Origin of the sequence: Streptomyces sp. T12 (assembly GCF_028736035.1) — a bacterium.
Lineage (GTDB): Bacteria > Actinomycetota > Actinomycetes > Streptomycetales > Streptomycetaceae > Streptomyces.
The window spans coordinates 2,419,915-2,446,873 of record NZ_CP117866.1 but is presented as its reverse complement, the minus strand read 5'-3'; the positions used below and the strand labels follow the sequence as shown (position 1 = coordinate 2,446,873).

At 70.6% G+C, this 26,959-nt stretch carries 23 protein-coding genes; 11 read left to right on the top strand and 12 right to left on the bottom strand.

What is annotated here, in order from left to right; genetic code table 11:
- Positions 1 to 4 precede the first annotated feature (4 nt).
- The 3 genes from PBV52_RS10880 to PBV52_RS10870 form a co-directional block, all read right to left on the bottom strand.
- Entirely contained in the window at positions 5 to 2,287 is a 2,283-nt protein-coding gene (locus PBV52_RS10880; RefSeq protein ID WP_274238106.1) for an ABC transporter permease, read from the bottom strand.
- Positions 2,288 to 2,427: 140 nt separating this feature from the next.
- A complete protein-coding gene (locus PBV52_RS10875; RefSeq protein WP_373921845.1) occupies positions 2,428 to 3,222 on the bottom strand; it encodes an ABC transporter ATP-binding protein in 795 nt (264 codons plus the stop codon).
- Positions 3,219 to 3,734, bottom strand: a complete 516-nt coding sequence (locus PBV52_RS10870; protein WP_274238105.1) for a PadR family transcriptional regulator — start codon at positions 3,732 to 3,734, stop codon at positions 3,219 to 3,221. Before PBV52_RS10870 ends, PBV52_RS10875 begins: the two co-directional genes overlap by 4 nt.
- 124 nt (positions 3,735 to 3,858) lie before the next feature.
- Between PBV52_RS10870 and PBV52_RS10865 the strand changes: the two genes are divergently transcribed.
- From PBV52_RS10865 to PBV52_RS10845, 5 genes are all read left to right on the top strand, one after another.
- The gene (locus tag PBV52_RS10865; protein WP_274238104.1) at positions 3,859 to 5,130 is read left to right on the top strand and encodes an ABC transporter substrate-binding protein; all 1,272 of its coding nucleotides are present in this window, start codon (positions 3,859 to 3,861) and stop codon (positions 5,128 to 5,130) included.
- A 135-nt stretch (positions 5,131 to 5,265) separates the two neighbouring features.
- Positions 5,266 to 6,900: a glycoside hydrolase family 13 protein gene (locus PBV52_RS10860; protein WP_274238103.1), complete on the top strand. Its 1,635-nt coding sequence runs from the start codon at positions 5,266 to 5,268 to the stop codon at positions 6,898 to 6,900.
- A gap of 58 nt (positions 6,901 to 6,958) precedes the next feature.
- Positions 6,959 to 8,290 (top strand): ABC transporter substrate-binding protein, encoded by a 1,332-nt coding sequence (locus tag PBV52_RS10855; protein ID WP_274238102.1) that lies wholly within the window; start codon positions 6,959 to 6,961, stop codon positions 8,288 to 8,290.
- Positions 8,291 to 8,296: 6 nt separating this feature from the next.
- Positions 8,297 to 9,661 carry an ABC transporter permease subunit gene (locus PBV52_RS10850; protein ID WP_274238101.1) on the top strand — a complete coding sequence of 455 codons (1,365 nt, stop codon included), beginning with the start codon at positions 8,297 to 8,299 and terminating at the stop codon, positions 9,659 to 9,661.
- Positions 9,658 to 10,497, top strand: coding sequence for a carbohydrate ABC transporter permease (locus PBV52_RS10845; RefSeq protein WP_274238100.1), 840 nt, complete (start codon positions 9,658 to 9,660; stop codon positions 10,495 to 10,497). Before PBV52_RS10850 ends, PBV52_RS10845 begins: the two co-directional genes overlap by 4 nt.
- Positions 10,498 to 10,587: 90 nt before the next feature.
- On the opposite strand, the gene pgl is transcribed toward PBV52_RS10845, so the two are convergent.
- Genes pgl through tkt form a run of 5 tightly spaced genes read right to left on the bottom strand, consistent with a single transcriptional unit; the run spans position 10,588 to position 17,333 of the window.
- Positions 10,588 to 11,370: a 6-phosphogluconolactonase gene (pgl, locus tag PBV52_RS10840; RefSeq protein ID WP_274238099.1), complete on the bottom strand. Its 783-nt coding sequence runs from the start codon at positions 11,368 to 11,370 to the stop codon at positions 10,588 to 10,590.
- Complete coding sequence (gene opcA / locus PBV52_RS10835) at positions 11,367 to 12,554, bottom strand: glucose-6-phosphate dehydrogenase assembly protein OpcA (protein WP_274238098.1); 1,188 nt, start codon at positions 12,552 to 12,554, stop codon at positions 11,367 to 11,369. Before opcA ends, pgl begins: the two co-directional genes overlap by 4 nt.
- Positions 12,551 to 14,089: a glucose-6-phosphate dehydrogenase gene (zwf, locus tag PBV52_RS10830; RefSeq protein WP_274238097.1), complete on the bottom strand. Its 1,539-nt coding sequence runs from the start codon at positions 14,087 to 14,089 to the stop codon at positions 12,551 to 12,553. The genes opcA and zwf overlap by 4 nt, the downstream gene beginning before the upstream one ends.
- 4 nt (positions 14,090 to 14,093) lie before the next feature.
- On the bottom strand, positions 14,094 to 15,212 hold the full coding sequence (tal, locus tag PBV52_RS10825; protein WP_274238096.1) for a transaldolase: 1,119 nt from the start codon (positions 15,210 to 15,212) through the stop codon (positions 14,094 to 14,096).
- A 33-nt stretch (positions 15,213 to 15,245) separates the two neighbouring features.
- The gene (gene tkt, locus PBV52_RS10820; RefSeq protein WP_274238095.1) at positions 15,246 to 17,333 is read right to left on the bottom strand and encodes a transketolase; all 2,088 of its coding nucleotides are present in this window, start codon (positions 17,331 to 17,333) and stop codon (positions 15,246 to 15,248) included.
- A gap of 339 nt (positions 17,334 to 17,672) precedes the next feature.
- Here tkt and PBV52_RS10815 point away from each other — a divergent pair, with 339 nt between their 5' ends.
- The 4 genes from PBV52_RS10815 (at position 17,673) to PBV52_RS10800 (ending at position 20,983) form a co-directional block, all read left to right on the top strand.
- Entirely contained in the window at positions 17,673 to 18,641 is a 969-nt protein-coding gene (locus tag PBV52_RS10815; RefSeq protein ID WP_373921844.1) for a heme o synthase, read from the top strand.
- A 69-nt stretch (positions 18,642 to 18,710) separates the two neighbouring features.
- Positions 18,711 to 19,013, top strand: a complete 303-nt coding sequence (locus PBV52_RS10810; RefSeq protein ID WP_274238094.1) for a hypothetical protein — start codon at positions 18,711 to 18,713, stop codon at positions 19,011 to 19,013.
- Positions 19,014 to 19,117: 104 nt separating this feature from the next.
- Positions 19,118 to 20,224, top strand: a complete 1,107-nt coding sequence (locus tag PBV52_RS10805; protein ID WP_274238093.1) for an amidohydrolase family protein — start codon at positions 19,118 to 19,120, stop codon at positions 20,222 to 20,224.
- 18 nt (positions 20,225 to 20,242) lie between these two features.
- Entirely contained in the window at positions 20,243 to 20,983 is a 741-nt protein-coding gene (locus tag PBV52_RS10800; RefSeq protein WP_274238092.1) for a nucleotidyltransferase domain-containing protein, read from the top strand.
- Here the strand turns inward: PBV52_RS10800 and PBV52_RS10795 are convergent.
- The 4 genes from PBV52_RS10795 to PBV52_RS10780 form a co-directional block, all read right to left on the bottom strand.
- Positions 20,938 to 21,951 carry a heme A synthase gene (locus PBV52_RS10795; RefSeq protein WP_274238091.1) on the bottom strand — a complete coding sequence of 338 codons (1,014 nt, stop codon included), beginning with the start codon at positions 21,949 to 21,951 and terminating at the stop codon, positions 20,938 to 20,940. The two genes, PBV52_RS10800 and PBV52_RS10795, sit on opposite strands and share 46 nt — an antisense overlap.
- Before the next feature lie 65 nt (positions 21,952 to 22,016).
- The gene (locus tag PBV52_RS10790) at positions 22,017 to 22,733 is read right to left on the bottom strand and encodes an ABC transporter permease (protein WP_274249350.1); all 717 of its coding nucleotides are present in this window, start codon (positions 22,731 to 22,733) and stop codon (positions 22,017 to 22,019) included.
- A 56-nt stretch (positions 22,734 to 22,789) separates the two neighbouring features.
- Complete coding sequence (locus tag PBV52_RS10785; protein ID WP_274238090.1) at positions 22,790 to 23,713, bottom strand: ABC transporter ATP-binding protein; 924 nt, start codon at positions 23,711 to 23,713, stop codon at positions 22,790 to 22,792.
- A 71-nt stretch (positions 23,714 to 23,784) separates the two neighbouring features.
- On the bottom strand, positions 23,785 to 24,582 hold the full coding sequence (locus tag PBV52_RS10780; RefSeq protein WP_274238089.1) for an aminoglycoside N(3)-acetyltransferase: 798 nt from the start codon (positions 24,580 to 24,582) through the stop codon (positions 23,785 to 23,787).
- Positions 24,583 to 24,743: 161 nt separating this feature from the next.
- Here PBV52_RS10780 and PBV52_RS10775 point away from each other — a divergent pair, with 161 nt between their 5' ends.
- Together PBV52_RS10775 and sufB are read left to right on the top strand one after the other, a co-directional pair.
- Positions 24,744 to 25,514 (top strand): metalloregulator ArsR/SmtB family transcription factor, encoded by a 771-nt coding sequence (locus tag PBV52_RS10775; RefSeq protein WP_274238088.1) that lies wholly within the window; start codon positions 24,744 to 24,746, stop codon positions 25,512 to 25,514.
- Complete coding sequence (gene sufB, locus PBV52_RS10770) at positions 25,511 to 26,935, top strand: Fe-S cluster assembly protein SufB (RefSeq protein ID WP_128437113.1); 1,425 nt, start codon at positions 25,511 to 25,513, stop codon at positions 26,933 to 26,935. Before PBV52_RS10775 ends, sufB begins: the two co-directional genes overlap by 4 nt.
- Positions 26,936 to 26,959 lie beyond the last annotated feature (24 nt).

Here is a 26,959-nt window from a genome sequence, read left to right as displayed (position 1 = left end):
TCGGTCAGGCGACCGCGCTCAGTGTGTCCGCGAGCCTGCGGCGGGCCGCGCGGGAGGCCGGGACGGCGGCGAGGGCGGCCGCTCCCGTGACCGCCGCCGCGCCGAGCAGCAGCAGGAGAGCGGCGGACGGGCTCTGGGCGATGCCGGCGCCGATGCCGCTCGATCTGCCCTGGGCGTCGATCAGCCAGTGCGCGAGGGGGGTACCCAGGGCCGTACCGAGGACGACCGCGGCCAGGGCGGTGCAGGCGGTGGACGTGACGGTGATCGCGGTGATCTGGCGGGGGGACAGGCCGATGGCCTTGAGCGCCAGCAGGTCGCGCTCGCTCTCGCGGACGGTGCCGCCGATCGCGGTCAGCAGTTCGATGAGCCCGATCAGGGCCAGTACGGCGATCAGGCCCACGACGACTCCGCGCAGCGGGGAGAGGCCGTCGGCGGGGTTCGGTACGGCGTGTACGTCCAGGCGCCCGTGTCCGGCGGTGGCGAGGCGGTCGGCGACCTCGTACGGTTGCGCGCCCGGTCGGAGCCTTAGCTCGTAGAGGGTGGGGCCGAGGCCCGGGTCGTTCTCGCGCAGGGTGTCGAGCGAGGTGGAGATGACCCGGCCGGCGTTCTCGGGCTCGATGCTGCGGCCCACGATGTGCAGGATCTGCGGCTGGTCGCCGACGGTCATCCGGACCCAGTCACCGACCTTCACGTCCAGCAGGTCGAGCAGGCCCTGTCCGGCCACGGCCTCGTCGCGGCCCTGGGCGGCACGGCCCTCGGCCAGGGCGTACGGGTAGGGATCCTCGTGGGTGCCGAGACCGCGCAGGGCGATCGTGCCCTTCTGGTCCGGGACCAGGGCGGCCACCTCGACGCCCGGGTAGGCGGCGGCGACCTGGGGGTCGCGTTCCAGCAGCGTGCGGGCGTCCCGGTCGGGCAGGCCGGAGTCGGCGTGGACGGTGAGGGCGGTCGGCAGACCGATCTGGTCGGGCCTGCTGTCGAAGCGGTCGATGGTGGTCCACGCGCTCATCGCGACCACGATCAGCAGCAGCGGCAGCGCGAGCCGGGCGACCGTGGCCAGGGACCGCAGGCGACGCGTGAACGCCCGGTGCCAGCCCAGCACCAGCGCGGGCGGCAGCCGCAGCCCGAGCGCCTGCCGGGCCACGCCGGAAAGCCGCCCGCCGAGCGGAGCCGCGGGCCGCGGCACCGGCACCGGGGGCACACGTCCCGCCCGCCACGCGGCGAGCCCCGTGGTCGCGCCGATGAACAGCACCGCGCCCACGGGCACCACGAACAGCGCCACGCTGTGCCCGGGCAGCCCCTGCCACACCCCGACCGCGTCCCCGAGCCGCCCGGGGATCCGGCTGCCCAGGGCCTGGATGACGGCCGCGGCGGCCACCGCACCCAGCAGCGCGTAGGCGAGGTGCTGGAGCAGGAAGACGCGGACCACCTGACCCGGGGTGAAGCCGATCGCCTTCAGTACCGAGATGTCCCGCAGATGGCCGCGGATACGGGTGCCGATCGCCCCGTGCACGGCGAGCCCGGCGGCGACCAGGGCGCCCAGCCCGAACAGGCCCAGCACCTGTCCCAGCAGCCGGTTGTCGCCCTGTGCCTCGGCGCGCGCCTGCTTCCAGGTGGAGACCTCGCTGACCGCGCCGGCGCCCAGTACGGTCACGGCGCGCTGGACGGCGTAGTCCGTGTCGTCGGGGTCGGCCAGGCGCAGTCCGATCACCTGGCCGCCCGGATCGCGCACGGCGGCCGGCGGCGCCCAGACCAGCCCCGGCTGCTCGCCAGGCCGGTAGCGCGGCTCGGCGCTGTCGGCGACGCCGAGGACGGTCAGGGTCCGGTGGGCGCCGGGCAGGGTGAGGGTGTCGCCGGGGGCGGCCAGGAGGGCGCGGGCCAGGCGGCTCTCCAGGACGACGCCGTCGGGGTTCGCGGGGTTCAGCCAGTGGCCGGAGGTGAGGAGCGGGCGGTCGACGGAGGGGCGGTCGGGCATGCCGCGCAGCTCGATAGAGGCGCGGGTGCCGCGGGAGGCCAGGGTGGCGGAGGCGGTGGGGTAGGGGCCCGCGACGGAGTCGACGCCGTCGAGCTCGGCCAGTTTCCCGGTATCGGCCGAGGCGCCGGTGTGCAGCCAGACGTGCGCGCCGTGCGCCTGGGTGAAGACGCGCTGCCAGGGGTTGGTGGCGTAGCCGAACAGCGCCGTGGCCAGCAACAGCGACACGACGATCCCGGCCGTGGCCAACACGAGGAACAGCGCCTCGCCGCGGTGCGTACGCAGATCGGAGTGCGCCCAGCGCAGGGTGGCTCGCACGACGTCAGCCTCTCCGCTCGCGGGGGGCGACCGGGCGGGCCGGCTCGCCTACGGCGGACCCGGGCACCCGCGCTTCGGCCCGGCGCCAGGACTCGCGTGCGTTCAAGCGGCTCGGTGGCCGACGGTCGTACAGCCGCATCTCAGTCCTTGAGCTCCAGCACACCCGATATCCCCGTCCGGCGCGGCGGGGGGCCGCCGTCCAGTTCGGCGTCGTCGGCGATGCGGCCGTCGAAGAAGCTGATGACGCGGTCCGCCGCGCTCGCCAGCCGGGCGTCATGCGTGACCAGCACGATCGTCTGGCCGCGCTGGTGGAAGCGGGACAGCAGCCGCATCACCTCGCGGGTGCCCTTGCTGTCCAGGCTGCCGGCGGGTTCGTCGGCCAGCAGCAGCGGGGGACGGTTGACCAGCGCGCGGGCCAGTGCGACGCGCTGCTGTTCGCCGCCGGACAGCTCGCCCGGCATGCTCCGCTCCTTGCCCGCCAGGCCCAGCTCGCCCAGCAGCTCCGCCCGCTCGGCGCGGGCCCGCTTCGGCGGGACGCCGGCCAGCAGCGCGGGCAGCTCGACGTTGTCGGCGACGGACAGGTCGGAGACCAGGTTGAAGAACTGGAAGACGATCCCGATGCGCTTCCTTCGCTGCACCGCCCAGCGGGCCTCGCTCCACGCATCGGCGCACTCGCCGTCCAGCCAGATGCTGCCGCTGTCGGGTCGCTGCAGTCCGCCGAGCAGATGCAGCAAGGTCGACTTACCGGCACCGGACGGACCGGTGACGGCCACGAACTCGCCCTGCCGGACGGCAAGATCAACGCCCCGCACGGCATGCGCCGGAGCGCCCTCGCCGTAATGCGTCTTGACCAGGCCTTCGGCGCGCAGCAGGGGACTCTCGGTGCGCGGCGCAGATTCCTCCGCGCGCAGCACAGGAGTGGAATCGTCGCTCACTCCAGCTCCTCCAGCTCTTCCTGGCACCGTTCCAGCCAGTCGAGGTCGGCCTGCAGATGCAGCATCGCGCCCTCTATCAGCAGGTGGGCGATGCGGTTGTCCCGGTCCTCGGCGGCGGCCAGCTTCGACAGTTGACGCATGGTGTTCAGGTACTGGCGCCGCTGTCTGTTGATGAGGGCGATCTGTTCGGCGAGACCGGTCTGCGGGGCGAGGGCCAGCTTCATGAAGAACTCGTCCCGTACCCGCGGCTCGTCCTCGGGCTCCTCGAACCAGGCGCGCAGCGCCTCACGCCCGGCGTCGGTGAGGTGGTAGACCTTTTTGTTGGGTCGGCTGGACTGCTCGACGTCCTCGCCCTCGATCAGTCCCTGCTTCTCGAGGCGGCCGAGGGTCACATAGATCTGGCCGACGTTCGGCTGAGGGTACGCGGAGCCCAGCGTCTGCTCAAGGTCCTGCTTGAGCTCGTACCCGTGGGCCGGTCCGCGTGCGAGCAGGGCCAGGAGGGGCAGCCGCACTCGTGCTCTCCTCCTCGCATCTGGGTAATGTGCCGCGAGGCCTAGTATCGCGCATACCTAACAGGTATACATGGCCTCTGACCCAGGGCGACGATGACCGGGGCCGGTGTGCAAGGAGGAACCTATGCGGTGGATACATGCCGCCGGTAGGGGCCTCCTCGTCCTCGTCGTGGTCATGACCGGCTACGTCACCTCCGGAGCGCGGGCGGAAGAGGCCGCGGCGAGCGGTCGCGGGCCGCTCACCCTCGCCACTGCCGGCGACCTCACCGGCTATCTCGGCTCCGTCCTGGACGGCTGGAACCGCACCCACCCCGGCGAAAAAGTCACCCTCGTCGAGCTGCCCGACTCCGCCGACGAGACCCACGCGCAGATGACCACCGACCTGCGCGGCGGCGACCGCAGCCGTTTCGACGTCCTCAACATCGACGTCAGCTGGACCTCGGAGTTCGCGGCGCAGGGCTGGATCCGTCCACTGACGCGCGACCGCTTCCCGCTGGACACCTTCCTGCCGCCGGTCGTGGACACGGCAACCTACGACGGGCAGTTGTACGCGGTCCCGTACGTCACCAACGCCGGCCTGCTCCTCTACCGCAAGGACATCCTCGCCAAGGAGGGCGTCGACCCTCCGCGCACGTGGTCCGAACTGGAACGGGCCGCGAAGACCATCGCGCCGAAGTACGGCCTCGACGGCTACGCGGGCCAGTTCCTGCCGTACGAGGGCCTCACGGTCAATGCCGCCGAGGCCGTCTATTCGGCGGGCGGCTCGATCCTCGGCGACGAGGGCGCGCGCGTCACCGTGAACTCGACAGCGGCCCGCGAGGGCATCGGCTTCCTCGCCCGTGGCGTGCGTGAGGGCTGGATCCCGAAGCGGGCGCTGATGTACAAGGAGGAGGAGTCCAAGCAGGCCTTCCAGGACGGACGCCTGCTCTTCCTCCGTAATTGGCCGTACGCCTATGTCGGCGCCTCGGCCAAGGGCTCACCGGTCGCCGGGAAGATCGGCGCCGTCCCCCTGCCGGGCCCGGACGGGCCGGGGACGAGCGTCCTGGGCGGCTCCAACCTCGCCGTCAGCACACATGCCCGGCACTCCGACTCGGCCGCCCGCCTGATCGCGTACCTGACCAGTGAGCGCGTCCAGCGCCAGGTCCTCACCCGCGGGGCGCTGCCACCCGTACGGGCCGACCTGTACGAAGATCCCGAGCTGGTGCGGGAGTTCCCGTATCTGCCGACCCTGCGCGAGAGCGTGCGCACGGCCGCGCCACGTCCCAAGAGCCCGCGCTACGACCAGGTGAGCCTGGTGGTGCAGGCGGTCGTGCGCGACGCGATGACCGGGCGTGAGACGCCCGAGGCGGCGGTGCGGCGGCTGGCGCGGGAGCTGGCGGCCGTCTCCAGCCGCTAGTTACTTGTTAAGTAACGGCGATGTCTCATCTGTCGATCCGGCGCCCCTATAAGTCCGTATTTGGCGCCCTGACTCGGCAGTAGCTTGCGTTTCATTCATTGACATCTCTGCGACACGCCTACCTAACATGCATGCATGTTGAGTAAGTACCACTGGTGGCGCGACGCGGTGATCTACCAGGTGTATGTCCGCAGCTTCCTGGACAGCACCGGCGACGGCATCGGCGATCTGGCCGGGGTCCGCGCCGGACTGCCGTATCTGAAGAAGCTCGGGGTCGACGGGATCTGGCTGAGCCCCTTCTACCCCTCGCCGCAGCACGACCACGGCTATGACGTCGCCGACTACTGCGACGTCGACCCGCTCTTCGGCGACCTCGCCGAGTTCGACCTGCTGGTCGCGGCGGCCCGCCGGCTCGGCGTCAAGGTGCTGCTCGACATCGTCCCCAACCACTGCTCCAGCGAGCACCCGTGGTTCGAGGAGGCGCTGGCCGCGGAGCCCGGCAGTGCGGCCCGTGCCCGGTTCCACTTCGCCGACGGACGCGGCCCCGACGGGTCCGAGCCGCCCAACAACTGGCACTCCATGTTCGGCGGCCCGGCCTGGAGCCGGGTGACCGAGGCGGACGGCCGGCCCGGCCAGTGGTACCTGCACATGTTCGCGTCCGAGCAGCCCGACTGGAACTGGCGCAACCCCGAGATCGGCGCCGAGTTCGACCGGATCCTCCGCTTCTGGCTGGACCGGGGCATCGACGGCTTCCGTATCGACGTCGCCGCCGGCCTCTACAAGCACCCCGAGCTGCCCGACTCGGACGACCCGGAGGCCGACGCCCGCACCCGCGACTCGGTCAACCCGCTCGCCTGGAACCAGCCCGAGGTGCACGAGGTGTGGCGCCAGTGGCGTTCCATATGCGAGGCGTACACCGCCCGCGACGGCCGCGAGCGGCTCCTCGTCGGTGAGGTGTCCGTCCCCACCGCGCGCGAACACGCCCAGTACGTCCGCTCCGACGAGCTCCACCAGGCCTTCTTCTTCGACCTGCTCAGCGCACCCTGGGAGGCCGGCGCCTTCCGCAAGGTCATCTCCGAGGCCATGCAGGACATCGCCGGCACGGGCTCCACGGTCACCTGGGTCCTCAACAACCACGACCAGGTCCGCACCGTCACCCGCTACGGCGAACCCGCAACCGGAGGCAGCGGCCTCGGCGCCGCCCGCGCCCGCGCCGCCGCGCTGCTGATGCTGGCGCTGCCCGGAGCCGCGTACATCTACCAGGGCGAGGAGCTGGGTCTGCCCGAGGTCGTCGACCTGCCCGACGACGTGCTCACCGACCCGATCTTCCACCGCACCGGCAGCCGGGCCCGTATCCGCGACGGCTGCCGGGTGCCGCTGCCCTGGTCGGGACAGGCGTCGCCCTTCGGCTTCACCTCCGGCGCCGAGAGCGCCAAGCCCTGGCTGCCGCAGCCGGAGTACTTCGCCGAGTACGCCACCGACCGCGCCCTCGCCGACACCCGCTCCTTCTGGCACCTGTACCGCGACGGCCTCCAACTCCGGCACGCCCTGCCCCAGTTGGGTGAGGGCGCGCTGCGCTGGCTGGACACCCCGCCCGACGTCCTGGCCTTCGTCCGCGGTGACGGCCTCGTCTGCGCCGTCAACTTCGGTACGGCCCCCACGCCGGCGCCGGTCTCCGGCACCCCCCTGCTGTCGAGCGGCCCCTGTCCGGCCGGGGTGCTGCCCGGTTCGACGGCCGCGTGGTGGATCGGCGACGGCGCCGACCTCTGAAGCCCCCCAGGAGCCCCGAGCTCCCGTCAACTCCCAACCCCCCGAAGGGACATCAACGATGATGCGACGACGTACGACCCTGCTCACCGGCTGCACCGCCCTCGTCCTGGCACTCGGCGCGACCGCATGCGGCGGCGGGCCGGTCTCCGCGGGCGGCGGTGACAAGGCGCTCAGCGGCCAGACCGTCACCGTGGCCGGTGTCTGGTCCGGCACCGAGCAGAAGAACTTCCAGAAGGTGCTGGACGCGTTCACCGAGAAGACCGGCGCCAAGACCCAGTTCACGTCCACCGGGGACAACGTCTCCACCGTCGTCGGCAGCAAGATCGAGGGCGGCAACGCCCCCGACGTCGTGATGGTCCCGCAGGTCGGCGTGCTCCAGCAGTTCGCGAAGAACGACTGGCTCAAGCCGCTGTCCAAGACCACCCAGCAGTCCGTGGACACCAACTTCGCACCCGTGTGGAAGGACTACGGCAGCGTCGACGGCACCCTCTACGGCCTCTACTTCAAGGCCGCCCACAAGTCGACCGTCTGGTACAGCCCCGACGCCCTCACCCAGGCGGGCGTTCAGCCGCCGAAGTCGTACGACGACCTGCTGAAGGCCGGCCACACCGTCTCCGACTCCGGGCTCGCCGCCTTCTCGGTCGCGGGGCAGGACGGCTGGACGCTGACCGACTGGTTCGAGAACGTCTACCTCTCCCAGGCAGGCCCCGAGAAGTACGACGCCCTCGCCGCGCACAAGCTGAAGTGGACCGACGCGTCCGTGGTCGAGGCGCTCGGCACCCTCGGCAAGCTGTTCAAGGACAAGCAGCTGATCGCGGGCGGCCAGAAGGGGGCTCTCAACACCGACTTCCCGGGCTCGGTGGAGAAGGTGTTCGGGCCCAAGCCCGAGGCGGGCATGGTCTACGAGGGCGACTTCGTCGCGGGCGTCGCCAAGGACCAGTTCGGCAAGTCGATCGGTCAGGACGCGAACTTCTTCCCCTTCCCGGCGGTCGGCGCCGGTAAGGCGCCCGTGGTCAGCGGCGGTGACGCGGCCGTCGTCCTGAAGGACGGCAAGAACCAGAAGGCCGGCATGGCGCTGCTGGAGTACCTGGCGACGCCGGAGGCCGCGGCGGTGTGGGCGGAGGCGGGAGGCTTCCTGTCCCCGAACAAGAACGTCGACCCCGCCTCGTACGGCGACGACGTCACCCGCGCGACCGCCAAGTCCCTTGTCTCGGCGGGCGATTCGGTCCGCTTCGACATGTCCGACCAGGCGCCGGCCGCCTTCGGTGGCACGAAGGGCGCCGGCGAGTGGAAGCTCCTGCAGGACTTCCTGCGCGACCCGTCGGACCCGAAGGCGACCGCGGCGAAGCTGGAGGCCGCGGCGGCCAAGGCGTACCAGGGCCAGGGCTGACCGGTCATGACCGCAACACTCGTGAAAGAGACGAACCCGGCGCCCGCCGCGGGCGCCGGGAAGGCGCGCAGCCGGCGCACCCGGCGGCGCGCCCGGATCATCGCCCTGCTCTTCGTCTTCCCCGCACTGCTCCTGCTCGGTGCCCTGGTCGTCTACCCCGTCCTCTTCTCCGTCGGACGCAGCTTCTTCGACGCCTCCGGCACCCGTTTCGTGGGCGGCGAGAACTACTCCGAGATGTTCCGCGACCCGGCCACCCTCAAGGCCATCCGCAACACCACGATCTGGGTGGTGGTGGCCCCGGCTCTGCTGACCGGCCTCGGCCTGATCCTGGCCGTGCTGGTGGAGAAGGTCCGCTGGGCGACCGCGTTCAAGCTGCTGCTCTTCATGCCGATGGCCGTGTCCTTCCTCGCCGCCGGCATCATCTTCCGGCTCGCGTACGACGAGGACCCCGACAAGGGCGTACTGAACGCCGCCGCCGTCTCCGTGCACGACGCCTTCCAGGGCACGTCGACGTACCCGACGGCCCGGGCGCGCGACGGGCAGGGGCTGACGAAGGGCACGGACGGCTCGTACCGCACGAGCGCGAGCGTCTCCCCGGGCGAGGCGGTGACGCTGGGCCTCGTCGGTGTGCTCCCCGACGACCTGCCCGGGGGCACCGAGCCGGCGTACGCGGCGGCGGGGCACAAGGCGAGCCCCGGTGAGCTGCGCGGCGTCGTGTACCTCGACTTCACACCCGGTGGGGGAGGGCAGCAGGGCAAGGTCGACCGGCGGGAGAACGGGCTGCCGGAGATGACGGTCGAGGCGGTGCAGGCCGGGAAGGCGGTCGCCTCGACGACCACGGCGTCCGACGGCTCCTTCCGCTTCGAGGGGCTGGACGAGGGCTCGTACACGGTGAAGCTGCCGGCCTCGAACTTCGCCGCTCCCTACGAGGGCATCTCCTGGCTCGGGCCGACGCTCGTCACGCCGGCGATCATCGGGGCGTACCTGTGGATCTGGACCGGCTTCGCGATGGTCCTGATCGGCGCGGGTCTCGCGGCCCTCCCCCGGGACGCGCTGGAGGCGGCGCGGATGGACGGCGCGAACGAGTGGCAGATCTTCCGGCGGATCACGGTGCCGCTGCTGGCACCGGTGCTCACGGTCGTGTTCGTCACCCTCGTCATCAATGTGATGAAGGTCTTCGACCTCGTCTACATCATCGCGCCCGGACCGGTGCAGGAGGACGCGACCGTGCTCGCGACGCAGATGTGGCTGGTGTCGTTCGGCGGCGGCAACAACCAGGGGCTCGGCAGCGCACTGGGCGTACTGCTTCTGCTGCTGGTCATCCCGGCCATGGTCTTCAACGTCCGCCGCTTCCGAGGGAGTCAGCGATGAACGCGGTCAGGCGCGGCCTGGGCAACTCACTGGTCCAGGCGTTTCTGGTGGTGATCGGGCTGGTGTGGCTGACGCCGCTGGCCGGCCTGTTCCTGTCGTCGCTGCGGTCCGCCGAGGACACGGCCAAGGGCGGCTGGTGGACGGTGTTCACCAGTCCCGGCCAGCTGTCCTTCGACAACTACTCGACGCTGCTGGGGAACGCCGGGATCACCCAGGCCTTCTGGAACACCGTGCTGATCTCGGTGCCGACGACCCTGCTGGTGGTCGTCCTCGCGGCACTCGCCGGGTACGCCTTCGCGTGGCTGGACTTCCCCGGACGGGAGGCGATCTTCCTGGTCGTCGTGGCGCTGCTGGTGGTGCCCGTGCAGATCGGGCTGCTGCCGGTCGCCAAACTCTTCGGCCAGCTGGGGCTGTTCGGCACGATTCCCGGCGTCGTCCTCTTCCACGTGGCGTACGGGCTGCCCTTCGCCGTGTTCCTGCTGCGCAACTACTTCGCCGAGATGCCGAAGGAGATGCTGGAGGCGGCGCGGATGGACGGCGGCACCGAGTGGCGGATCTTCACCCGGCTGGTGCTGCCGGTGGGGCGGCCGGCCATCGCCTCGCTAGCCATCTTCCAGTTCCTGTGGGTGTGGAACGACATGCTGGTGGCGTTGCTGTTCGCCGACAGCGCGTCGCAGCCGCTGACGGTGGAACTCCAGTCACAGATACGGCAGTTCGGCAGCAACATCGATGTGCTGGCGCCGGGGGCGTTCGTGTCGCTGGTGGTGCCGGTGGTCGTGTTCTTCGCATTCCAGCGGCACTTCGTGCAGGGAGTGATGGCCGGGTCGGTGAAGTAGCGCGGGGAAGCAGCGCAGAGAAGCAGCGCTGAGAAGCAGCGCATGTGCGTCGGGCCCTCGCTTCACCGGGAAGCGAGGGCCCGAGCGCGTTCACGCGGACGCCGGTGGATACAGCGACCTCGGCAGTTGCGACGCCGCTGCCGCGTCCAGCAGCCAGAGCGTCCTGGCGCGGCCGTACGCCCCGGCCGCCGGCGCCTGGATCTCGCCCGCGCCCGACAGGGCGATCGCCGCGGCCTGCGCCTTGTCCTCGCCGGCCGCCAGCAGCCACACCTCACGTGCCGCCCGGATCGCCGGGAGTGTGAGGGTCACACGGGTCGGCGGGGGCTTCGGGGCGCCGTGGACGCCGACGACCGTGCGCTCCGTCTCCCGCACCGCGGGGAGTTCCGGGAACAGCGAGGCGACGTGGGTGTCGGGGCCCACGCCCAGCATGAGGACGTCGAAGGTGGGGACCGAGCCGTGGTTCTCCGGGCCCGCCGACCTCGCCAGTTCCTCCGCGTACGACGCGGCCGCCGCTTCCACGTCCGTGCCGAACGGGCCGTCCGACGCGGGCATGGCGTGCACGCGCTTCGGATCCAGCGGCACCGTGTCCAGCAGGGCCTCGCGGGCCTGCGTGACGTTGCGCTCCGGGTCGCCCTCGGGGAGGAAGCGTTCGTCGCCCCACCAGAGGTCCAGCCGGGTCCAGTCGATGGCGTCCCGGGCGGGGGCGGCCGCGAGCGCGGCCAGCAGGCCGTTGCCGTTGCGGCCGCCGGTGAGGACCACGGACGCCGAGCCCCGGGAGGCCTGGGCGTCCACGATCTTCGTGATCAGCCGGGCCGCCGCGGCCTGCGCCATCAGCTCCTTGTCGTGGTGCACGACCAGCTGAGGAGTACTCACTTCGCCGCCGCCTTCGTCACCGGTTCCTGCGCCGTCGCTTCCTTCGCGGATGCTTTCGCAGCGATTTCGGCGGGCGCTCCGACCGATTCTCCTTTGGCCGGAGATTCCCCTTTGGCCGAAGGCTCCTCCTTGGCCGGGGACTCCTCGGCCGGAGACTCCTCGGCCCGCGCAACGGCAGCCTCGGCCAGGGCCACGGCCTGCACAGCCTTGGCCACCGCGGCCTCGGCGGCCTCCGCGCCCCGAACCGCCGAAGCCGGCACCGAGTTCAGCCGCTCCACCCCGAACCGCAGCGCCGACGCGTACGTGTCGTCCGGGTCGAGCCGCCGCAGCTCCTCCGCGATCAGCTCGGCCGTCTCCCGCCGCTTCAGCGCCACCGCACGGTCCGGCTGGCCCTGGATGGAGAGGGTCGCCAGGGAGCCGTCCGCCCGGTCCAGCACTATCGGGCCGCAGTCGGTGTCCATCCGGACCGCCGTCAGACCGGGGCCCGACGACAGCGACCGCTTCACGGGCACGTCCAGCCGGTCCGCGAGCCACATCGCCAGCAGCTCACAGCTCGGGTTGAACTCCTCGCCCTCCACCTCAACGGCCTTCACCTCGCAGACCACCTGGTCCAGAGCCGCCGCCAGCATCGAACGCCACGGCGTGATACGGGTCCAGGAGAGATCCGTGTCGCCCGGTGTGTAGGTGTCCGCCCGCGCCGACAGCTCCCGCACCGGCTGCTCCGAGGCGTAGGTGTCGGTCACGCGGCGCTGGGCCAGCGCGCCCAGCGGGTCGTTCGCCGGGTCGAGCGGGGCGTTCACCGGCCACCAGACCACCACCGGGGCGTCCGGCAGCAGCAGCGGCAGGACGACGGACTGCGCATGGTCGGACACCTCGCCGTACAGCCGCAGCACCACCGTCTCGCCGCTGCCCGCGTCGGCGCCCACCCGCACCTCGGCGTCCAGCCGGGACTGCGTACGGTCGCGGGGCGAGCGCGAGACGCGCTTGATGACCACCAGCGTGCGCGAGGGGTGCTCGTGCGAGGCGTCGTTCGCGGCCCTCAGGGCGTCGTACGCGTTCTCCTCGTCCGTGACGATGACCAGCGTGAGCACCATGCCGACGGCCGGCGTGCCGATGGCGCGGCGACCCTGCACCAGTGCCTTGTTGATCTTGCTGGCCGTGGTGTCCGTGAGGTCTATCTTCATGGCCGACGCCAGCTCCGTCCGTCTCGCTCGAGCATTTCGTCCGCCTCGACGGGGCCCCAGGTGCCGGACGGGTACTGGGCGGGCCTGCCGTGCTTGTCCCAGTACTCCTCGATCGGGTCGAGGATCTTCCAGGACAGCTCGACCTCCTCGGTGCGCGGGAAGAGGTTGGAGTCGCCGAGCAGGACGTCGAGGATCAGCCGCTCGTACGCCTCGGGCGAGGACTCCGTGAAGGACTCGCCGTACGCGAAGTCCATCGACACGTCCCGGATCTCCATCGAGGTGCCCGGCACCTTCGAGCCGAACCGGACCGTGACGCCCTCGTCGGGCTGGACGCGGATCACGATCGCGTTCTGGCCCAGCTCCTCGGTGGCCGTCGTGTCGAAGGGGGAGTGCGGGGCGCGCTGGAAGACCACCGCGATCTCGGTGACGCGGCGGCCGAGCCGCTTGCCGGTGCGCAGATAGAAGGGGACGCCCGCCCAGCGGCGGTTGTCGATCCCCAGCTTGATCGCGGCGTACGTGTCGGTCTTCGACTTGGGGTCGGTGCCCTCCTCCTGGAGGTACCCGACCGCCTTCTCGCCGCCCTGCCAGCCGGCCGCGTACTGCGCGAACACGGTGTCCCGGCCCAGGTCCTTCGGCAGCCGTACGGCACCGAGCACCTTGGTCTTCTCCGCCGCCAGCGCGTCCGCGTCGAAGGAGGCGGGCTCCTCCATGGCGGTCAGGGCCATCAGCTGGAGCAGGTGGTTCTGGATGACGTCACGGGCGGCGCCGATGCCGTCGTAGTAGCCGGCGCGGCCGCCGATGCCGATGTCCTCGGCCATGGTGATCTGCACGTGGTCCACGAAGGACCGGTTCCAGATCGGCTCGAACATCGTGTTGGCGAAGCGCAGCGCCAGGATGTTCTGGACGGTCTCCTTGCCCAGGTAGTGGTCGATGCGGAAGACCTGGTCCGGGGCGAAGACCTCGTGGACGACCTTGTTGAGCTGCTCGGCGGACTTCAGGTCGTGGCCAAAGGGCTTCTCGATGACCGCGCGGCGCCAGGAGCCGCTCGTCTGGTCGGCCAGGCCGTGCTTCTTGAGCTGCTGGATGACCACCGGGAAGGAGCGCGGCGGCACCGACAGGTAGAAGGCGAAGTTGCCGCCCGTGCCCTGCGCCTTGTCCAGTTCCTCGATGGTGCCGCGCAGCCGCTCGAAGGCGTCGTCGTCGTCGAAGGTGCCCTGGACGAACCGCATGCCCTGGATGAGCTGCTGCCAGACCTCCTCGCGGAAGGGGGTGCGGGCATGCTCCTTGACCGCGTCGTGGACCTCCTGTGCGAAGTCCTCGTGGGCCCACTCGCGGCGGGCGAAGCCGACCAGCGAGAAGCCCGGCGGCAGCAGACCCCGGTTGGCGAGGTCGTACACGGCGGGCATCAGCTTTTTACGTGACAAATCGCCCGTAACGCCGAAGATCACCAGGCCCGACGGCCCCGCGATACGCGGGAGCCGTCGGTCGGCGGCGTCACGAAGCGGATTCGCTTCCGTGACGGTAAAGGGTGGCAAGGGATCAGCCCTCCGAGGGGGCGAGGCGCTCGAGCTCCGCCTCGGTCGACTTCAGCAGGTCGTTCCAGGACGCCTCGAACTTCTCGACGCCCTCGTCCTCCAGCACCTGGACCACGTCGTCGTACGAGATCCCGAGCTTCTCGACGGCGTCCAGGTCCGCGCGGGCCTGCGCGTAGGTGCCGGCGATGGTGTTGCCGGTGATCGAGCCGCTCTCCTCGGTGGCCTGAAGAGTGGCCTCCGGCATGGTGTTGACCGTGTTCGGCGCGACCAGGTCGTCGACGTACAGGGTGGCCTTGTAGGCCGGGTCCTTCACGCCGGTGGAGGCCCACAGCGGACGCTGCTTGTTGGCGCCCGCGTTCTCCAACACGCTCCAGCGGTCGGTCGAGAAGACTTCCTCGTACGCCTGGTAGGCGAGCCGGGCGTTGGCGACGGCGGCCTTGCCGCGCGCGGCCTTGGCCTCGTCGGTGCCCAGCGCGTCGATCCGCTTGTCGATCTCGGTGTCCACGCGGGACACGAAGAAGGACGCCACGGAGTGGATCAGCGACAGGTCCAGGCCCTTGGCCTTGGCCTTCTCCAGGCCCGCGAGGTACGCGTCCATGACCTCGCGGTAGCGCTCGAGCGAGAAGATCAGCGTGACGTTGACGCTGATGCCGTTGCCGATCACCTCGGTGATGGCCGGCAGGCCCGCCTTGGTGGCCGGGATCTTGATGAGGGTGTTGGGCCGGTCCACCAGCCAGGCCAGCTGCTTGGCCTCGGCGACCGTCGCCTTGGTGTGGTGCGCCAGCCGCGGGTCGACCTCGATCGACACCCGGCCGTCCTGGCCGCCGGTGGCGTCGAAGACAGGGCGCAGGATGTCGGCGGCGTCGCGGACGTCCGCCGTCGTGATCATGCGAACGGCCTCTTCGACGGTGACCTTGCGGGCGGCGAGGTCCGCGAGCTGCTGCTCGTAACCGTCCCCGGAAGAGATCGCCTTCTGGAAGATCGTCGGGTTGGTGGTGACGCCCACGACGTGCTGCTGGTCGATCAGCTCGGCGAGGTTGCCGGACGTGATCCGCTTGCGCGACAGGTCGTCCAGCCAGATCGCGACGCCCTCCTCGGAGAGGCGCTTGAGTGCGTCTGTCATGGAATTACATCTCCTACGTGTCGTATATGAGCGTCAGCGCTGGGCAGCGGCGAGGGATTCCCGGGCCTTCGCGGCCACGTTCTCGGCAGTGAAGCCGAACTCGCGGAAGAGGACCTTGCCGTCGGCGGAAGCACCGAAGTGCTCCAGGGAAACGATGCGGCCGGCGTCCCCGACGTACTTGTGCCAGGTCAGACCGATCCCGGCCTCGACCGCGACCCGCGCCTTCACCGACGGCGGCAGGACGCTGTCCCGGTACCCCTGGTCCTGCTCCTCGAACCACTCCACGGACGGCATGGACACGACCCGCGTCGGCACACCGTCGGCCTCCAGCTGCTCGCGCGCCTCGACGGCGACGTGCACCTCGGAACCGGTGGCGATGAGGACGACCTCGGGAGTCCCGTTCGACGCCTCGAAGAGGACGTAACCGCCCTTGGCGGCATCGTCGTTGGGCTCGTACGTCGGCACGCCCTGACGGGTCAGCGCCAGACCGTGCGGGGCGCCCTTGCCGAAGACCTTCGTGTAGCGCTTGAGGATCTCGCGCCAGGCGACCGCGGTCTCGTTGGCGTCCGCCGGGCGGACGACATTGAGGCCGGGGATGGCGCGCAGCGAGGCGAGGTGCTCGATGGGCTGGTGGGTCGGGCCGTCCTCGCCGAGCCCGATGGAGTCGTGGGTCCACACGTACGTCACCGGCAGGTGCATCAGCGCCGACAGACGCACGGCGTTGCGCATGTAGTCGGAGAAGACGAGGAAGGTGCCGCCGTAGATACGGGTGTTGCCGTGCAGCGCGATGCCGTTCATCTCCGCGGCCATGGAGTGCTCGCGGATGCCGAAGTGGATCGTGCGGCCGTAGGGGTTCGCCTCCGGCAGCGGGTTGTCCGCCGGCAGGAACGAACTGTCCTTGTCGATCGTCGTGTTGTTGGAGCCGGCCAGGTCGGCGGAGCCGCCCCACAGCTCGGGGATGACCGCGCCGAGGGCCTGGAGCACCTTGCCGGACGCGGCACGGGTGGCGACGCCCTTGCCGGGCTCGAAGACCGGGAGCTTCTCCTCCCAGCCGGTGGGCAGCTCGCCCTTGCTGACGCGGTCGAACTCGGCGGCGCGCTCCGGGTTGCTGTTGCGCCACTCCTGGAGCTGCTTCTCCCACTCGGCCTTCGCCTGGCGACCGCGGTCGAGGGCCTGGCGGGTGTGGGCGATGACCGCCTCGGAGACCTCGAAGCTCTGCTCCGGGTCGAAGCCGAGGACACGCTTGGTGGCCGCGACCTCGTCGTCGCCGAGTGCCGAGCCGTGGGCGGCCTCGGTGTTCTGCGCGTTCGGGGCGGGCCAGGCGATGATCGAGCGCATGGCGATGAAGGACGGCTTGTCCGTCACCTTCTTCGCTTCCTCGATCGCGTTGTAGAGCGCGTGCGGGTCGAGGTCGCCGTCCGGCTTCGGGGCGACGCGCTGCACGTGCCAGCCGTACGCCTCGTACCGCTTGACGGTGTCCTCGGAGACGGCCGTCTCGGTGTCGCCCTCGATCGAGATGTGGTTGTCGTCCCACAGCAGGACCAGGTTGCCGAGCTTCTGGTGGCCGGCCAGCGAGGACGCCTCGGCGGAGATGCCCTCCTGGAGGCAGCCGTCACCGGCGATGACGTAGACGAAGTGGTCGAAGGGCGAGGTGCCCTCGGCGGCCTCCGGGTCGAACAGACCGCGCTCGTAGCGGGCGGCCATGGCCATGCCGACGGCGTTGGCGACACCCTGGCCGAGCGGGCCGGTCGTCGTCTCGACGCCCTTGGTGTGGCCGTACTCCGGGTGACCGGGGGTCTTCGAACCCCACGTCCTGAACGCCTTCAGGTCGTCCAGCTCCAGGCCGAAGCCGGCCAGGTACAGCTGGGTGTAGAGGGTCAGGGACGAGTGGCCCGCGGACAGCACGAAGCGGTCGCGCGCGACCCACTCCGGGTCGGCCGGGTCGTGCCGCATCACCTTCTGGAAGAGGGTGTAGGCGGCAGGCGCCAGGCTCATCGCCGTACCCGGATGGCCGTTGCCGACCTTCTGTACGGCATCGGCGGCCAGGACGCGGGCGGTGTCGACGGCCCGCTGGTCCAACTCGGTCCACTCGAGGTCTGTGGTGGTCGGCTTGGTGCTCACCCTGGGTCAGGGCTCCTCTCCACATGTCACGCATGTCGAATGCCGGTGCACGGGGCGCCCCGGCCGTGGTCGAGCCTACCCCCGTAAGTACGTGCGTCTTTTCGAGTCATTCCAGACTGCCGGGACTCGCGGGGATCCGCCTCCCCACTGGGCTGGATCGCATTCGGCAACTGAATACGCAGCCGCTCGTCCGAGTGCTCAACAGAGTGCCGGGGAGCTCTTCCGACAGCGCCGCCCAACACGACCCGACCCCCGCGAATGTCCGGGTCTGGGCAACGTCTACAGTGGCGTGGTACGCGCGAGCCTTTACCGGGACTTCACACGGGGAGGCTTGCTGGGATGTCTCTGTCAGGGGTGTGCGTGACGGCCGTTGAATCCCGTCCAGCGGGGATTATCGGGACGAGCCAGAGCCCGAGCCGGCGGCCGATCGGGGCCCGGGTCAAGGCGTTCGTGGCGCTGACCAAGCCGCGGATCATCGAGCTGCTGCTGATCACCACCGTTCCGGTGATGTTCCTGGCCGAGCAGGGCGTGCCCGACCTTGGCCTGGTGCTCCTCACCTGCATCGGCGGCTACCTCTCGGCCGGCGGCGCCAACGCGCTGAACATGTACATCGACCGTGACATCGACGCGCTCATGGACCGCACCTCGCAGCGCCCGCTGGTCACCGGGATGGTCAGCCCGCGCGAGTGCCTGGCCTTCGGCATCACGCTGGCGGTCGTCTCGACGCTGCTGTTCGGCCTCACCGTCAACTGGCTGAGCGCCTGGCTCTCCCTCGGCGCGCTCCTCTTCTACGTCGTCGTCTACACGATGATCCTCAAGCGCCGTACGTCGCAGAACATCGTGTGGGGCGGCATCGCGGGCTGCATGCCGGTGCTGATCGGCTGGACGGCCGTCACGAACTCCCTCACCTGGGCGCCGCTCATCCTCTTCATGGTGATCTTCTTCTGGACGCCGCCGCACTACTGGCCGCTGTCCATGAAGGTGAAGGACGACTACGCGCGCGTGGGCGTGCCGATGCTCCCGGTCATGGCCTCCAACAAGGTCGTCGCCAAGCAGATCGTCATCTACAGCTGGGTGATGGTGGCGGTGTCGCTGCTGTTGCAGCCGCTCGGCTACACGGGCTGGTTCTACACCGCGGTCGCGCTGGGCGCGGGCGGCTGGTGGCTGTGGGAGGCGCACGCGCTGCAGAACCGCGCGAAGGCGGAGGTGACGGGCGCGAAGCTGAAGGAGATGCGCCTGTTCCACTGGTCGATCACGTATGTGTCGCTGCTGTTCGTGGCGGTCGCGGTGGATCCCTTCCTGAGGTAGGCGCTCTGAGGCACGGGTCACTCGCCCCGCCCGTCGCCATTCGATCTACTCGTCGGTAGCATCCTGGCCATGGCAGACAAGGTGGCCAAGCTGGCCAAGCAGATCAACACCTTCGCGAAGTCCCACGGCGGCGCCGAGGCCCAGGTCGCGTACATCGGACAGCGCGGCGCCCGGATCGTCCTCGTGGGTGAGGACGGCGGCTGGGGCGACCTGGTGGCACCGTCGTACGAGATCGCCGAGAAGGCGGTCGAGAAGGCCGGAGTCACGCGCCACGAGTCCTTCGACGGCGAGTTCGCGGCCAAGGTGAAGACCGGCCCGTACGAGTGGAGCCGCATGGCGGGCATCCAGATCGGTGGACCGAGCAACGGCTGATACCTGTCGACGTTTCGCATGGGGTGTGTGACACCAACACCTGATGCCCGGTTCACCCGTTAGGACCTGTGAGGAACACACGGTCCAGCCCACGGGGAGCCCGGATGATCGACACGCCGTCCCTCGTGGACCAGTACTGCCACGGCGTACTGCGCACGGAACTGGGCCTCGGCACCTTCGAGGCCCAGTTGGCCCGCACCGAGGGCCCACCGGCTCCCGGCACCACGCTCTTCGACACCCAGACCGGTTTCGCCGTACGCCGCTGGTGCCCCCCGCTGCTCGGCCTGGAACCGCACTGCCCGCCCGCCCGCTATCTGGCCAGGCGCCGTGAACTCGGCGTACTGGAGGCGGGCCGGCGTCTGCTGCGCGGCAGCGGCATCACGACGTATCTGATCGACACCGGCCTGCCCGGCGACCTCACCGGCCCCCCGGAGATGGCGTCGGCCGCGTCCGCCGACGCCCACGAGATCGTGCGCCTCGAACTCCTCGCCGAACAGGTCGCCGACACCTCAGGGACCGTGGAGTCCTTCCTGGCCAACCTCGCCGAGTCGGTGCACGGCGCCGCGGGGAACGCGGTGGCCTTCACCTCCGTGGCGGGCGTACGGCACGGCCTCGCCCTCGCGCCGGAGCCGCCGGGACCGGGGGAGGTGCGGGGCGCGGCGGGACGCTGGCTGGCGGCCCGCACCGTCGGCGGTGAGCTGAGCGACCCGGTGCTGCTACGGCACCTGCTGTGGATCGCCGTGGCGTCCGGACTGCCGCTCCAGCTGCACGCGGGGCTCGGGGAGCCGGGCCTGCGCATCGACCGCACGGACCCGGTACTGCTGACGGACTTCGTCCGCTCGACGGCCGGCCTCGGCACCGACCTGATCCTGCTGCACGGCTACCCGTACCACCGCCACGCCGCCCACCTGGCCGGCGTCTTCTCGCACGTCTACGCCGACTCGGGCGCCGCCCTCATCCGCACGGGCGCCCGCGCGGCCACGATCCTCGCCGAGATCCTGGAACTGGCCCCCTTCGGCAAGATCCTCTTCTCCAGCGGGGCACAGGGCCTGCCCGAACTGCATGTGGTGGGCGCCCAGCTCTTCCGCGAGGCCCTCGGCCGGGTGCTCGGCGGCTGGGTGGCCGAGGGGGCGTGGTCGCTGGCGGACGCGCAACGGGTGGCGGGGATGGTGGCGGCGGGGAACGCGCGCCGGGTGTACGGGCTGGAGTGAGCCGTACAGACTGGGCGGATGCTGACGGATGCCTTACTCGACCGCTTTCTCACGGAGCTGGAGCCGCTCGCTCCCCTCGCCGTCTGGGCGCACGGCTCGCTCGCCGGCGGCGACTACCAGGAGGGCCGCAGCGACCTTGACCTGATCGCCGTACTGGACGGCCCGCTCACGCCCCGCACCGTCTGGCGGCTGGCGAAGCTCCACGCCCGGCTGAGGGCCGAGCCGCTCGCCGCGCAGCTGCACTGCACGTACCTGACGCCCGACACGGCGGGTGAGCCCGGCCGGCGCCATCTCACCTGGGCACACGAGGAGCTGTTCAGACGGCCGGTGACCGCGGTGACCCGGCGCGAGCTGCACGCCTTCGGACGAGTGCTGCACGGGCGGGCCCCCGCCGCCCTGCTGCCGCCGGTTTCGGACCGGGAGCTCGGCGACTTCGTCGTACGCGACCAGCGCGACTTCTGGCGGCCGGCCGTCGACAACGCTCCGTTGTGGACGCGGGACGTCTGGGTCGCCCTGGGGCTGATCACCTTCGCGCGGGCCAGTGTCACCCTGCGCGACGGCCGCCTGATCACCAAGCGGGAGGCCCTGGAGCTGCTGCCCGGCCTCGGGGCGTCCGTGGAGGTGGTCGAGGACATCCGCAGGCGCCGCTACGACGACGACGCCGCGCCGCCGACCGAGGAGTGGGCGGCGCGCAGGGCCGGTCTGACCCGGGCCTACCTGGGGCCGGCGATCGACGCGCTCGTGGCCTCGTACGACTGAACGGGCAGGTCGGGCAGTTCCGCCTCGGGCCGTTCCCGCAGGGACATCAGCACGCGCAGCACGGCGATCCACGTCACGGCCGAGCCGAACATGTGCAGGCCGACCAGGACCTCCGGAAGGTCCGTGAAGTACTGGACGTAGCCGATGACGCCCTGCGCGAGGAGGATCAGGAAGAGGTCGCGGGTGCGGTTGAGGGGGCCCTTCGGGGCGTCGACCGCCTTGAGGACGAACCACAGGGCGAACGTCAGCGTGACCACGATCCAGGCCAGCACGGCGTGCAGCTTGGTGACGTTCTCCCAGTCGACCGGCATCCGCTCGACCTCGCTGGAGTCGCCCGCGTGCGGGCCCGCGCCGGTGACCACCGTGCCGACCAGGATCAGCAGCACCGAGGCCCCGACCAGGACCCACACCAGCTGCTGCACCGCCTTGCCGACCAGGGGACGCGGCGCCGCGTCGCCCTCCCGGGTGCGCTGCCACATCACCGTGGCCACCGCGATGAGGGCGGACGTCGCCACGAAGTGGGCCGCGACCGTGTACGGGTTGAGGCCGACCAGGACGACGATGCCGCCGAGCACCGCGTTGCTCATCACGATCCAGAACTGCGCCCAGCCCAGCCGGGTCAGGCCGCGCCGGTACGGCTTCTCGGAGCGCGCGGCGATGATCGCCCAGCCGACGGCGGCGCACAGCACGTACGTCAGCATGCGGTTGCCGAACTCGATGGCACCGTGGAAGCCCATCTCGCTGGTGGCGGTGAGGGAGTCGTCGGTGCACTTGGGCCAGGTCGGGCAGCCGAGGCCGGAACCGGTGAGCCGTACCGCACCGCCGGTGACCACGATGAGCACCGACATCACGAGCGCGGAGAGGGCCGCCCGTTGGACCGTCCTCGGGGTCGGGGTCCAGCGTGCGGCGATGAAGGCGAGCGGGTTGCGCACGGCCGCTACGGCGTCGGCGCGGGTCACGTTTGGCACGCGCCCTATCGTAGGCGGCCGCTTGTGCACGCTTTCACGAGGGTCCCCGGGAGGCCTGCCCCGGTCTACTCCCAGCGGAAGAACTTCCCCGCCGCCGCCAGCCCGACGACCGCCCACACGGCCAGAATCCCCAGGTCGCCCCAGGGCATCCCGGCCCCGTGCTGGAGCACGTCACGCAGCCCGTCCGACAGGGCCGAGATCGGCAGCAGACCGAGGACGTCCTGCGCGCCGGGCGGGAACTTGTCCAGCGGCACGATGACCCCGCCGCCGACGAGCAGCAGCAGGAAGACCAGGTTGGCGGCGGCCAGGGTGGCCTCGGCCTTGAGGGTGCCGGCCATCAGCAGGCCCAGACCCGAGAAGGCGGCCGTCCCCAGGACCAGCAGGAGGACGACGGCTGCCGGGCTGCCGTGCGGCGACCAGCCCAGCGCGAAGGCGATCACCGTCAGCAGGAGGATCTGCAGGACCTCCGTGACCAGCACCGACGCCGTCTTCGCCGTCATCAGGGCCCAGCGGGGCAGCGGCGAGGAGGCCAGCCGCTTCAGCACGCCGTACCGGCGCTCGAAGCCTGTCGCGATCGCCTGGCCCGTGAACGCCGTCGACATCACGGCGAGCGCGAGGATGCCCGGGGTCAGGAAGTCGACGGCCTCGCCGGCGCCCGTGTCGACGATGTCCACCGAGCTGAAGAGGACCAGCAGGAGGGTGGGGATCACGACGGTCAGGAGCAGCTGCTCGCCGTTGCGCAGCAGCATCTTCGTCTCGAGCGCCGCCTGGGCCCCGATCATGCGGGGGAGGGGGGCCGCCCCTGGCTTCGGGGTGTACGCACCCGTACCGACGGTGGTCACGAACGCAGCTCCTTGCCGGTCAGCTCCAGGAAGACGTCTTCGAGGGTGTGCCGCTCCACGGAGATCTTCTCCGGCATCACCCCGTGCTGCGCGCACCACGACGTCACCGTCGCGAGCAGCTGCGGGTCGACCTTGCCGACGACCCGGTACGAACCCGGCGTCAGCTCGGCGGCCGCGCAGTCGGCGGGCAGGGCCTTCAGCAGGGAGCCCACGTCCAGGCCGGGGCGGCCGCCGAAGCGGAGGGTGTTCTCGGCGCCGCCCCGGCACAGCTCCTCCGGGGAGCCCTGGGCGATGACGCGGCCGGCGTCGATGATCGCGACGTCGTCGGCGAGCTGCTCGGCCTCGTCCATGTAGTGGGTCGTGAGGATCACGGAGACGCCGTCCGCGCGCAGGTCCCGGACCAGGTCCCAGGTCGCCCTGCGGGCCTGCGGGTCGAGCCCGGCGGTCGGCTCGTCCAGGAACACCAGCTCCGGGCGGCCGACCACGGCCATGGCGAGCGCCAGCCGCTGCTGCTGACCGCCGGAGAGACGGCGGTACGTGGTCCGGCCGCAGCCGGCAAGGCCGAGCCGCTCTATGAGGGCGTCGACGTCCAGGGGGTGCGCGTGCAGTTTCGCCACATGCCGCAGCATCTCGTCCGCCCGCGCGCCCGAGTAGACGCCGCCGGACTGCAGCATCACGCCGATGCGCGGCCGCAGCTCGCCGGACTGTCTCACCGGGTCGAGGCCCAGGACGCGCACCGTGCCGGAGTCCGGCTTCCGGTACCCCTCGCAGGTCTCGACGGTCGTCGTCTTGCCCGCGCCGTTGGGTCCGAGGACGGCGGTGACACCGGCCCGGGCCACCAGGTCAAGGCCGTTCACCGCGGTTTTGTCGCGGTACCGCTTCACCAGGGCCTGGACCTGGACCACGGGCTCAGTTCGCATGGCTCCAGAGTCTAGGTACGCGGCCGGTGACCCAAGCGGCCGGGTTCGGATCTCCCCCCCCACGGCCCGGCTCAGATCTCCTCGGCGCGGGGCCGGTGTATCTCCAGCCACCGCTGCGCGTACGCCACCGCCTCCGCCAGCGGAAACAGCCTTACGTCGGCCGCGCCCACCTTCCCGCGTACGACGGGACGGTCCCGCTCGAAGTCATGGCCCAGCTCGTCGAACCGGTCCGAGGTGATCGACAGCTCGGTCACCACCTCCCAGCCCGTGGGCCCCGGCCGCCCCACCTTCACCAGCGGCGAGGCGATGCGGTATTCGGCCAGATGGAAGCCGGTGCACGCGTCGTAACCGGCGCCGAGCAGCAGCACGCGCGCGTGGAGCGCCTCCAGCCGGGCCAGCGGGCTGCGCTCGCCGAGGCGGCAGTCGGGGGCGTGCCCCTCGACGATCTCCGCGGCACGCGGGCCGAGGGCGGCGAAGGAGGTCTGCGGATGCGCACTGCGCAGGGCGCCCGGCCAGGTCCGTACGGTCTCCGGGACGACGCCGACCCCGCGCGCGGGCGTGACGAGGGGGTCGTAGGCGGGCATCGTCGCCCGGATCGTGTCCCACCACTCCTCGGGCACCGGCGGGTTGCTCCAGACCGCCGGGTCCGACAGGTCGCCGGTCTGCGTGGGGACCACCAGCGTGCCGTCCGGGCCGAGCGCGTCGAGCAGTCCCTGGACGACCGCGACGGCTCCTCCGCAGACCCAGCCGAGGGAGCTGAGGGAGGAGTGCACGAGGAGCGTTTCACCGCTTCGGACGCCTAGCTCGCGCAGTTGTGCGGCGAGGGTGTCTCGGGTGACAAGAGGGCCGGTCGGAGGGGGTGTCGACATGGTTCGGGAGTGTCCCGGAGGGAGCCCGGCGGCGCCACCGAATTGATCGATCAAAGATCATTTCCGCAGGTCAGATTAGGTATGCCTAAGTGACGCAGGGCACCGTCGAGGGATCCGGACGCGGCTTGCCTGGCTTTGAGGAATTACGCAACAATGGCGTTGTGAAAAACGTCGGCGAGGCTCGGGAGACCCCCATGGGGACCCCTCAGGAGGAGCTCGCGGCTGGGTTGCGCTCGGACCGCTCCACGCGCAACCGGGTCGCGCGGTCCATCCTGGACCACGGGCCGTCGACCGTCGCCGAGCTGGCCGGCCGGCTGGGACTGACCCAGGCCGCCGTACGCAGGCATCTGGACGCGCTGGTCGTGGACGATGTCGTGGAGGCCCGGGAGCAGCGGGTGTACGGCACGCGTACGCGTGGCCGTCCCGCCAAGGTCTTCGCGCTCACCGACTGCGGCCGCGACGCCTTCGACCAGTCGTACGACAAGCTCGCCGCGGACGCCCTGAAGTGGATCGCCGAGCGCGAGGGCGGGCAGGAGGCGGTCGCCGCCTTCGCCCGGGCCCGGATCGCCGCCCAGGCGAGCGCGTACCGCAAGGCGATCGAGGCCGTCAGCCCGGACGAGCGCACCGAAGCCCTGGCCAAGGCCCTGAGCGTGGACGGGTACGCTGCTACGGCGCGCAGCGCACCCCTCCCGCAACAAGGCGAGCAGCTGTGCCAGCACCACTGCCCGGTCGCCCACGTGGCGGAGCAGTTCCCACAGCTGTGCGAGGCGGAGACGGAGATCTTCGCCGAGCTGCTCGGAACGCACGTCCAGCGACTGGCGACCATCGCGCACGGCGACGGCGTCTGCACGACGTTCATCCCAAAGATTTCCCACACGCAAGTTCATAGCGACAACGCATCTGCAAGCACGGCCGGGAGGAACCCCGCATGACTCTCCCCATCGAGGAGACTGCCCACCCTGAGCTCGAGGGTCTGGGTAAGTACGAATACGGCTGGGCCGACTCCGACGAAGCCGGCGCCTCTGCGAAGCGCGGTCTGAGCGAGGATGTCGTCAAGGACATCTCCGCGAAGAAGTCCGAGCCGGAGTGGATGACCAAGCTTCGTCTCAAGGGCCTGCGGCTGTTCGACAAGAAGCCCATGCCGAACTGGGGCTCGGACCTTTCCGGTATCGACTTCGACAACATCAAGTACTTCGTACGCTCCACGGAGAAGCAGGCGGAGTCCTGGGAAGACCTGCCCGAGGACATCAAGAACACCTACGACAAGCTCGGCATCCCCGAGGCGGAGAAGCAGCGCCTCGTCGCCGGTGTCGCGGCCCAGTACGAGTCCGAGGTCGTCTACCACCAGATCCGCGAGGACCTGGAGGAGCAGGGCGTCATCTTCCTCGACACCGACACGGCCCTGAAGGAGCACCCGGAGCTCTTCAAGGAGTACTTCGGGACCGTCATCCCGGTCGGTGACAACAAGTTCGCGTCGCTGAACACCGCCGTGTGGTCGGGCGGCTCCTTCATCTACGTCCCGCCGGGCGTCCACGTGGAGATCCCGCTCCAGGCCTACTTCCGGATCAACACGGAGAACATGGGCCAGTTCGAGCGGACCCTGATCATCGTCGACGAGGGTGCCTACGTGCACTACGTCGAGGGTTGTACGGCCCCGATCTACAAGTCGGACTCGCTGCACAGCGCCGTGGTCGAGATCATCGTCAAGAAGAACGCCCGCTGCCGCTACACGACCATCCAGAACTGGTCGAACAACGTCTACAACCTGGTCACCAAGCGCGCCGTCGCCTACGAGGGCGCGACCATGGAGTGGATCGACGGCAACATCGGCTCCAAGGTGACGATGAAGTACCCGGCCGTCTACCTGATGGGCGAGCACGCCAAGGGCGAGACCCTGTCCATCGCCTTCGCGGGCGAGGGGCAGCACCAGGACGCCGGCTCCAAGATGGTCCACATGGCGCCGAACACGTCCTCCAACATCGTGTCGAAGTCCGTGGCGCGTGGTGGCGGCCGTACCTCCTACCGCGGTCTGGTGGAGATCGGCGAGGGCGCCCACGGCTCGAAGTCCAACGTGCTGTGCGACGCGCTGCTCGTCGACACCATCTCCCGCTCCGACACGTACCCCTACGTGGACGTCCGCGAGGACGACGTGTCCATGGGCCACGAGGCCACCGTCTCCAAGGTCTCCGAGGACCAGCTCTTCTACCTGATGAGCCGCGGTCTGAGCGAGTTCGAGGCGATGGCGATGATCGTGCGCGGCTTCGTCGAGCCCATCGCCAAGGAGCTGCCGATGGAGTACGCCCTCGAGCTCAACCGGCTGATCGAGCTGCAGATGGAAGGCGCGGTCGGCTAAGACCCGCCCCCCAGCAGTAGCGGC